Genomic DNA, 7,647 nt, shown 5'->3' with positions numbered 1-7,647 from the left:
CTACCAACTGAGCTATTCCCGCATCCGATGTGTGCCATTATAGACCATAATTTTAATCTGTCAACATTTTTTTAATTTTTTTTCAATCTATATTTTTTAATCCTATACAAAATACCTTACATCTTCACTCAAATATTACATCTACTTAATAATTCTTAAATATTGCATTAAGACAATATTAGCGAAACAAATTTGGAGATTTATTTATGTCTAACAATACAACCGACTTGTCACGTCGCAATTTTCTAAAACTTACAGCATGCGCTACTGCAGTTACCGGTATCAGCTCTCTTTTCTCACCAGCTTATGCATTTAACAATGAAAAGATTGCAAAGATAAAACTGGACAGTATTCCGACAGATCCTGTTGAAATTGCAAGATCATCTGCTCTTGTAGGTTATGCATTCAGATACCTTATGTCAGTGATTGACACCATTCATAATCAGGATCTGAAAAACAAGGTTCTGTCAATTTATAACAATACAGCACCTTCATTTGCTTTTAAGTTTGCAGATGAGGATCTGAAAAAAACTGTTTACAGTCAGCTTAAAAATCAAAATCTTATTGATGAAAGCAAGACTCCTTATGATAAATTCCTGCCACCATTTGATTTATCAGGTGCAGCTCCACAGCCATTTTTCAGTGCTCCTGGCAGTGGTTATCAAAGCCATCACGCATATCCAGGTGGTCTTGTAACACATACAGCTGTTAACGTAATGGTTACATTAAGTCTTCTTGAATCATACAAAAAGTTTTACAAGTACGACGCTATCTATGATGAGGCTGTAGCAGGTCAGCTTTTACATGATCTGGCAAAACCATACGTTTTCCAGTGGAAAAAAGATGGATCATCTTTACCTGAATACCAGATTGGCGGCACTGGCGCACATCATATTTTCTCAATAGCAGAATCAATACACCGCAATCTTCCTGCTAATGTTATCGTCGCACAGGCCTGCGCTCACGATCATCCTGGCAGCGAAAACGACGAAAAATCTGTAGTTGATTATATTAAGGCTGCAGCTGTTCTATGTCAGGTAGATCCTGTCAGAATGAAGCTTTTAAGCTCTGATGGAAAGCATCTTAATACTCCTCACAGACAGGCAGGCTTCCTGGTTCATTTAGGTGATCATGACTTTGTGCTCAGCGTTCCTGCTGCAAAAGAAAGTATTGCTGCACTAAAGAAGGTTGCAACTGATGTTTTCGGCATGAAAAATTCTGAGCTTGATGGAATAAGATTCAACTCTCTTCGTAATTATATCGGTGCAAACTACAGTTTCATGAGATATCAAAACGACCTGAGTGTATCTTCTGATCCTTACAGCGCAGCTAAACAAGCAGCTCTTTTATGCATTGAAAAATAATATTTTCATTTAATAACATTTAATAAAAGGTCGCATTGCGACCTTTATTCAGGAGTTTTTATGGGAACTTTTTCTATTTGGCACTGGGCAATTGTATTTTTAGTAATTGCATTAATTTTTGGAACATCAAAGATTAAGGATCTTGGTAAGGATCTAGGTTGTGCGGTTAAAGGTTTTAAAGAAAGCCTAAACGCAGATCCTAAGAGTACAACTGACAAATCTGAAGACAAAGCATAATGTTTGGATTCTCTTTTCCAAGCCTGCTTTTGCTTGTTGCTGTAGCTTTGCTTGTTCTTGGTCCAAAGCAAACAGTATCACTTTTCGTAAAAGCAGGTGATTTTATAAACAATGCAAAAAGACAATATATAAAACTTAAAAATGAGCTGAATTTCATAGATGCTTCAAATGATAATGTCTGCTCTTTTAATGATACAAAAAATGATTGTTCTACGGAAACAAACTCTGTTTTTACATCAAAGGTGCAGCCTTTAGGCGCAGAGATTTCAAAAACACTCAGTTCTTTTGATAACACACAAGTAAATTCATCTGCAATCAGCAAAGATGTTGATTTTTTAAAGAGGATTGATGCAATTGAACTTGAGTTAAAAGATCTAAAGGTACAGCTAAAAGAAAAGGATATCTGATATATATGAGCTCGTTTCTTGATAATTTTAATAAACTAAGATTGGCAATCATTAAAATGATTGTGATTTTTCTGCTCACTTTAGCTTTATTATCTCCATTTACAAAAGAGCTCTTCACTTTTTTGATGGATCCTTTTTCACATATTATCTGCACCAACAGGCAGTTTCTAAGCGTGGCTGTAACATCTCCTGTTATGGTTCCGATAAAAATCCTTCTTTTTTGTTCATTTTTGCTGTCTTTACCGTTTAATCTGTATATCCTGTGGAGATTTATCTCACCAGGTCTTTATAAGAAAGAAAAGCAACTGACAGTTATGTTTGCACTCATATCAGTGCTTATGTTTCTTTGCGGTCTGACTTACTGCTATTATGTCGTTTTTCCACTTGTATTTAGCTTTATAGATAGCTTTTCACCAGACAGCGTTCAGTTTGCACCTGATATAAGCGAAAGTCTTGGTTTTATCCTGCAGATGTTTATAGCATTTGGTTTTGGTTTTGAAATTCCGGTTATTGTTGTCTTTTTAAATCTGACTGGAATAGTAAAACTTGCAACGCTAAAAAAATACAGAAGATATGTCATTGTTATTGCTTTTGCAGTTTCTGCTATAATCACTCCACCTGATGTCACAAGTCAGCTTCTTCTTGCTCTACCTGCAGTTTTACTTTACGAAATAGGTATTGCAGTTTGCTCAATCTTTTGTAAGAAAGCAAATGTCCTTAATGCAGCAGAAGATATTTGATATGCTTTCTTTTATCTCTTAAATCGTAAAAAACACATATCCTCTTATCTATACTCATACAAAATTGCAAATCTTATTTGTGCATAGCCATCTTATCTTTGCACAGTTCAAATCATCGGCAATTGAGAATTGGCAATATGGCAAAAATTTGTGGCAAGTTTTTGCCATAAAGATAGAATGACAAATTTTTGAAATCTCCTGAACATAAAAAATCTAACTTTTTCTTCTTTAATATCAATAAATTATCAAAATAATGGTAAATATTATTAAAAGTTGGCATGAATAATTCATTATATTTTGCACAAATAAAAATGCTCAACAGCATTATTTAGGAGAGAAAAAAAATGGCACTATATGTACAGACAAATACATCGTCTATTAACTCACAAAGACGATTATCTAATGCTACTAAAGCGCTAGATACAACCTTCCAGCGTTTATCATCTGGTCTGCGTATCAATTCTGCAAAGGACGATGCTGCAGGTCTTCAGATTTCAGATCGTTTAACAAACCAGATTAATGGTTTAAAACAGGGTAATAGAAATGCCAATGACGGTATTGCTCTGTGTCAGACCATGGAAGGTGCGTTAGATGAGACAACTTCTATGCTTCAGCGTATTCGTACCTTAGCACTTCAGGCAGCTAACGGTACAAATACCACTGTTGATAGAATTGCAATTCAGGAAGAAATTTCACAGCTGTCACAGGAAATCACCCGTATTGCATGTAAGACTACTTTCGGTGGAAGACAGTGTATTGCAGGTGCAAATGGCGCTCATCACGGTGGTGTTCTAAATTCAGAAGGTAAAATCAGCTTCCAGATTGGTGCCTATGCCTTTGATACTCTTGAAATTACAATGTCAAATGGTTTTACACTATCAGGAATTGTAGCTGAGCAAGGTAATATTTCAACAACTAATATTCCTACTAACTTAGCTGATGCAACAAATACCGGTCTTTATAAAAATGCTAACGGTAAGTATGAATTCAACTGCTATTCACAGTCTAATGCACAATATACCATAGAGACTATCGATAAAATTATCAATGTTGTAGATTCAAAGCGTGCTGAGCTTGGTGCTATACAGAACCGTATGGAATCTACAATCAGAAATCAGGAAAACGTTGCAGAAAACGTATCCGATGCAAGATCACGTATCCGTGATACTGATTACTCTGAGGAATCATCAAATCTTGCAGCACAGCAGATTATTCAGCAGTCTGCAACCTCAATCTTAACTCAGGCCAACCAGAGACCATCAATTGCAATGTCTCTACTGCAGGGAGGCTAGTATAAATAGAATTTACTTATAAACCGTAAGAAGGTTTCTCTCCTGAGCATTATAGCTCATTGGCCGGGAAAACCCGGCCCTTTTTGGAGACAGTCTTCTGTGAATTTGATTATGTGGTACTTTGTGCTGCGTAACGATTTCTTTTTTCTAAAATAATTCACCACTATTCACCTGATCTATTTCTTTTCATTTCAATCAGATTATTAAATTTGATTGGTCTTGTTTTTGCTATAGAATAATGACATGGAAAATATACAAAGCATTATCAAAAGCATAGATGGATCTGACAGTGCAGTTTTCAAGATCCTTACAGAGCATGAAGTATGTAACAATGACTGTTATTACAGAGGAATTGTGCTTGATGGAAAAAACGCTGATATGTTTTTACCAAATGACAAGCTAAATGATCTTTTAGTTAAAAAGATTATTGAAGTATCTTTTGATGAAACAAAGCTTAATCTTAATGTCACATTCAATAAAAACAGCGATACGATAACTCTATATCCAGCAACAAATACAAAGAGCTTTACTCTGTCTTCTGAAAATGAAGGAAACGCACTTTTGATTCTAAAAAAGAAAAACCGCCTGACTTTTCATCTAATCAGACAGTTTTCACTTATTAAGAGTATTCTTGAAAAATATTCGCTGTCTACACTAACCTTTGAAAAAAGGCTTCACTAGACTAGTCCTTGTTTTCACCAATATCTCTGTCTTCAAATGTTTTCTTGCCACCAACAATAGCATTTAGATAGGAATTGATAAGCTCAAGAGCAACAGAATTGTAATCACCTGCAATCTCTATCTGATACATATTATTTGGCTCGCCAACAATTACAACATCGCGGCCAATATCAGAACAGGAGGCTGTATAAAAACCTTTACCAAGTTTACTTGGCTCTTTGCATTCATGCTTTTTTACATATTCAAGCATTAAAAGCTCTGCATTCTTATTCTCTGTTCTTTTAGTATATGTAAATAAAATCTTTGTTAGAGGTGTTTTCTGTTTCTTACTGACAGGTGATTCATAAATAACAGTATTACCCTCGATTGTAACAGACCAGGACTCAGGAACAGGCGGATAGGTTGCAACTTTAAAATCTGCCATTGCAGATGATGCAACGACAGATGCTGCAAGTGCACACAGTAATTTAATTATTCCAGGCTTCATTTTGTTCCTCAGATTTTATCTTTTCTTCTAATAATTCTAGTCCTTCCTTAATATTTTGACATCTGCAGAAAACTAAAAAGAAAGGTTTTAACTCAATTCTGTGAGCTCTTGCATATCCTAAAAACTGTTTTGCCCTATCCATTACAACTTTTTGAGTTCTATCAGTTTTAGAAAAGGTTTCTATTACTTCAATATCAGTCTCAAGGATCTGACTCAGGCTGTAAGGTTTTGCCTTATCCTTGATAACAGCACCAAGATTTGGAACACTAAAAGCACCTCTTCCGCACATGAAGCTGTCACACAATGTCTGCTGCTGACATAATAAAGAATCCTCATAGGAATTGATATTACCGTTTGCAATGAGTTTCACGCTGCCTGCAACCTCATGAAGATCCTTTAGTGCAGACCAGTTCAAAGCATCATCCCTGTAAAGACCTTTTCTTGTTCTGCAGTGAACAGTAATCTCTGATACGCCGTCAAGAGCGATGCTCCTTATAATTTCAGGTGCTTCGCTCTGATCTGAAAAGCCAAGTCTTACCTTTACACTTAATGAACAGTCATCAGGTAGAGTCTGTCTTAATTCACTTACAATTGAATGCATAAGTTCAGGCTCTTTTAAAAGCATAGCACCGCCGTGATGAACAAATCTTGATGGACAGCCAAAATTCATATCAATAAAGCGGGCGCCAAGGTTATAAGCTTTTAAAGCAGATTTTGAAATAGTATCCTTGTTGTCACCTAAAAACTGAATACCGATAGGGGTACCATCAGCAGTTTTACATCCTGTATTGAATTCAGGAACTTCTCTAATCATTGTCTTTTCAGGCATTACAAGATCGGTTACTCGAAGAAATTCAGAATAGCATCTGTCATAATGACCATGTCTGCATAAAACTTCTCTCATAGGAGCATCTGCAAGACCTTCTAAAGGTGCTAGGTAAACTGTCTTTGCCATTTGAATATTTCCGATACTTATGGTGTTTTATTACTGAAAAGTTTGATTAAGCTTAACCTTCAATACAAAAATTAAGCATATTTATGCTACAATCTGTTGATCAAAGGAGTCTATATGATAATTGCAACTCACGATGGCAGTTTCCATGCCGATGAAACAACAGCCTGCGCTATTTTAACATTCTTACACGAAAACAGCACTATTATACGTTCAAGGGATGAAATTGAACTTGAGAAAGCTGATATTGTCATTGATGTTTCAAACAAAAATGACAGCAAGCATTTTGACCATCATTCAAAGGAATTTACCCTCTGCAGAGATAATGGTGTCAAGTATGCCACAGCAGGTCTTATGTGGAAAAAGTTCGGTAAAGAGTATCTAAAGAAGGTTGCAGCTACAACCAGTCTTAAATTTACTCCATCAGCAAAAATTATCGATATGGCTTTTGAAAGAATCGATAAAGAAATCATGATCCCAATTGATCTGAATGATAACGGTCAGCTTACATCATATGTACACGAAATTGCAGATCCTAAAACAGATGGTGAATTAGAAGTTTTAAACAGACTGTCAGATTTTCATTCATCTACCCCTGATATTCCATATCTTGTGGCTATGATGAATCTTCCAAGCCAGATAGGTCAGGATCAGGATAAATCCTTTTTACAGACCGTAAAAATACTAAAAACTCTTCTTTTATCTGCATCAATTAATGCTATTTGCACTGAAAGCGGCGTTGCAAAGGTTCTTGAAATATATACAGGCGGTCAGATCCTGATTATGCATGAGAAATATCCATGGACTCAGGCTGTACTAAATTATCCTGATGTTTTCAAAGACTGTCTTATTGCTGTATATCCAGATAGAAACGGTCGATGGAGAGTTCAGTCACTGCCTTTATCAAAGGCACAGCGCTTCACTAACAGACTTCCTGCACCTACAGCCTGGAGAGGACTTAATGACAAGGATCTTGATGAAGCAACCGGTCTTAGCAATATGACATTTATTCACAAGTCCGGTTTCACAGGTGGCGCAATGACCTATGAGGATAATCTTGAGCTTGCAAAACTGTGGCTAGAAAAAGGTCTTGAAGAAAAGCAGGCCTGATATTAAGAAAATTACTAGTTTGATAAAGACAGACCCTTTATAAAGGTCTGTTTTTCATTTTTAGTGACCTTTGCCCACAAGAGAAAATACTCACCCAGCATGAAGTTTTCCGGGATCTCATCAAATTCAACAAAAAGAGCATCTTCCTGCTCATCATGAAATTCATAGACAAGCTCATCGGCCTTGCTGAAGAAATATCCTTTGAGCATAACGTAATCGCCAGGTCTGGCAACCTCTTTTACGCCACGGACTGAATTTGGAAAAACGCTCTCCTCTACAGGAGTATCAAGAATACTGCTGTCCAGAATATCCAGATCTTTATCAAATTTTGTGGAGATAAACTTAACGTTTTTGGAAATGGTCTTTGTTACTCTGTA

10 protein-coding genes are annotated in these 7,647 nt (G+C 36.2%); 7 read left to right on the top strand and 3 right to left on the bottom strand.

Translation table 11 applies throughout. The features are described 5' to 3' along the window. Positions 1-206: 206 nt before the first annotated feature. The 6 genes from ACJML3_RS05900 (at position 207) to ACJML3_RS05875 (ending at position 4,721) form a co-directional block, all read left to right on the top strand. Positions 207-1,364, top strand: coding sequence for a twin-arginine translocation signal domain-containing protein (locus tag ACJML3_RS05900; protein ID WP_406021463.1), 1,158 nt, complete (start codon positions 207-209; stop codon positions 1,362-1,364). A 60-nt stretch (positions 1,365-1,424) separates the two neighbouring features. Then, positions 1,425-1,601: a Sec-independent protein translocase subunit TatA gene (tatA, locus tag ACJML3_RS05895; protein ID WP_406021461.1), complete on the top strand. Its 177-nt coding sequence runs from the start codon at positions 1,425-1,427 to the stop codon at positions 1,599-1,601. Further along, positions 1,601-2,008, top strand: a complete 408-nt coding sequence (locus tag ACJML3_RS05890; RefSeq protein ID WP_406021459.1) for a hypothetical protein — start codon at positions 1,601-1,603, stop codon at positions 2,006-2,008. The genes tatA and ACJML3_RS05890 overlap by 1 nt, the downstream gene beginning before the upstream one ends. Positions 2,009-2,013: 5 nt before the next feature. Next, positions 2,014-2,748, top strand: a complete 735-nt coding sequence (tatC, locus tag ACJML3_RS05885) for a twin-arginine translocase subunit TatC (protein ID WP_406021457.1) — start codon at positions 2,014-2,016, stop codon at positions 2,746-2,748. A gap of 344 nt (positions 2,749-3,092) precedes the next feature. Next, a complete protein-coding gene (locus tag ACJML3_RS05880; RefSeq protein WP_406021455.1) occupies positions 3,093-4,040 on the top strand; it encodes a flagellin in 948 nt (315 codons plus the stop codon). A gap of 243 nt (positions 4,041-4,283) precedes the next feature. Next, complete coding sequence (locus ACJML3_RS05875; RefSeq protein WP_406021453.1) at positions 4,284-4,721, top strand: hypothetical protein; 438 nt, start codon at positions 4,284-4,286, stop codon at positions 4,719-4,721. 1 nt (position 4,722) lies between these two features. Here the strand turns inward: ACJML3_RS05875 and ACJML3_RS05870 are convergent, their stop codons facing one another. Together ACJML3_RS05870 and ACJML3_RS05865 are read right to left on the bottom strand one after the other, a co-directional pair. Continuing rightward, on the bottom strand, positions 4,723-5,208 hold the full coding sequence (locus ACJML3_RS05870; RefSeq protein WP_406021452.1) for a hypothetical protein: 486 nt from the start codon (positions 5,206-5,208) through the stop codon (positions 4,723-4,725). Then, positions 5,189-6,163: a tRNA-dihydrouridine synthase family protein gene (locus ACJML3_RS05865; RefSeq protein WP_406021450.1), complete on the bottom strand. Its 975-nt coding sequence runs from the start codon at positions 6,161-6,163 to the stop codon at positions 5,189-5,191. The genes ACJML3_RS05870 and ACJML3_RS05865 overlap by 20 nt, the downstream gene beginning before the upstream one ends. Positions 6,164-6,277: 114 nt before the next feature. Between ACJML3_RS05865 and ACJML3_RS05860 the strand changes: the two genes are divergently transcribed. Continuing rightward, a complete protein-coding gene (locus ACJML3_RS05860) occupies positions 6,278-7,270 on the top strand; it encodes an MYG1 family protein (RefSeq protein WP_406021449.1) in 993 nt (330 codons plus the stop codon). A gap of 14 nt (positions 7,271-7,284) precedes the next feature. Here the strand turns inward: ACJML3_RS05860 and ACJML3_RS05855 are convergent. After that, positions 7,285-7,647, bottom strand: a 363-nt coding sequence (locus ACJML3_RS05855) for a hypothetical protein (protein WP_406021447.1), incomplete at its 5' end; no start/stop codon positions are given.

It is taken from the genome of Succinivibrio sp. (genome assembly GCF_045124615.1).
Classification (GTDB): domain Bacteria; phylum Pseudomonadota; class Gammaproteobacteria; order Enterobacterales; family Succinivibrionaceae; genus Succinivibrio; species Succinivibrio faecicola.
This window is presented reverse-complemented; position numbering and strand designations above follow the sequence as displayed.

Excerpts from the sequence above, each read along its gene's own strand:
- ACJML3_RS05900 (WP_406021463.1), top strand. The coding sequence starts at position 207 with ATGTCTAACAATACAACCGACTTGTCACGTCGCAATTTTCTAAAACTT.
- tatC (WP_406021457.1), top strand. The coding sequence starts at position 2,014 with ATGAGCTCGTTTCTTGATAATTTTAATAAACTAAGATTGGCAATCATT.
- ACJML3_RS05875 (WP_406021453.1), top strand. The coding sequence starts at position 4,284 with ATGGAAAATATACAAAGCATTATCAAAAGCATAGATGGATCTGACAGT.
- ACJML3_RS05880 (WP_406021455.1), top strand. The coding sequence starts at position 3,093 with ATGGCACTATATGTACAGACAAATACATCGTCTATTAACTCACAAAGA.
- tatA (WP_406021461.1), top strand. The coding sequence starts at position 1,425 with ATGGGAACTTTTTCTATTTGGCACTGGGCAATTGTATTTTTAGTAATT.
- ACJML3_RS05870 (WP_406021452.1), bottom strand. The coding sequence starts at position 5,208 with ATGAAGCCTGGAATAATTAAATTACTGTGTGCACTTGCAGCATCTGTC.
- ACJML3_RS05860 (WP_406021449.1), top strand. The coding sequence starts at position 6,278 with ATGATAATTGCAACTCACGATGGCAGTTTCCATGCCGATGAAACAACA.
- ACJML3_RS05890 (WP_406021459.1), top strand. The coding sequence starts at position 1,601 with ATGTTTGGATTCTCTTTTCCAAGCCTGCTTTTGCTTGTTGCTGTAGCT.
- ACJML3_RS05865 (WP_406021450.1), bottom strand. The coding sequence starts at position 6,163 with ATGGCAAAGACAGTTTACCTAGCACCTTTAGAAGGTCTTGCAGATGCT.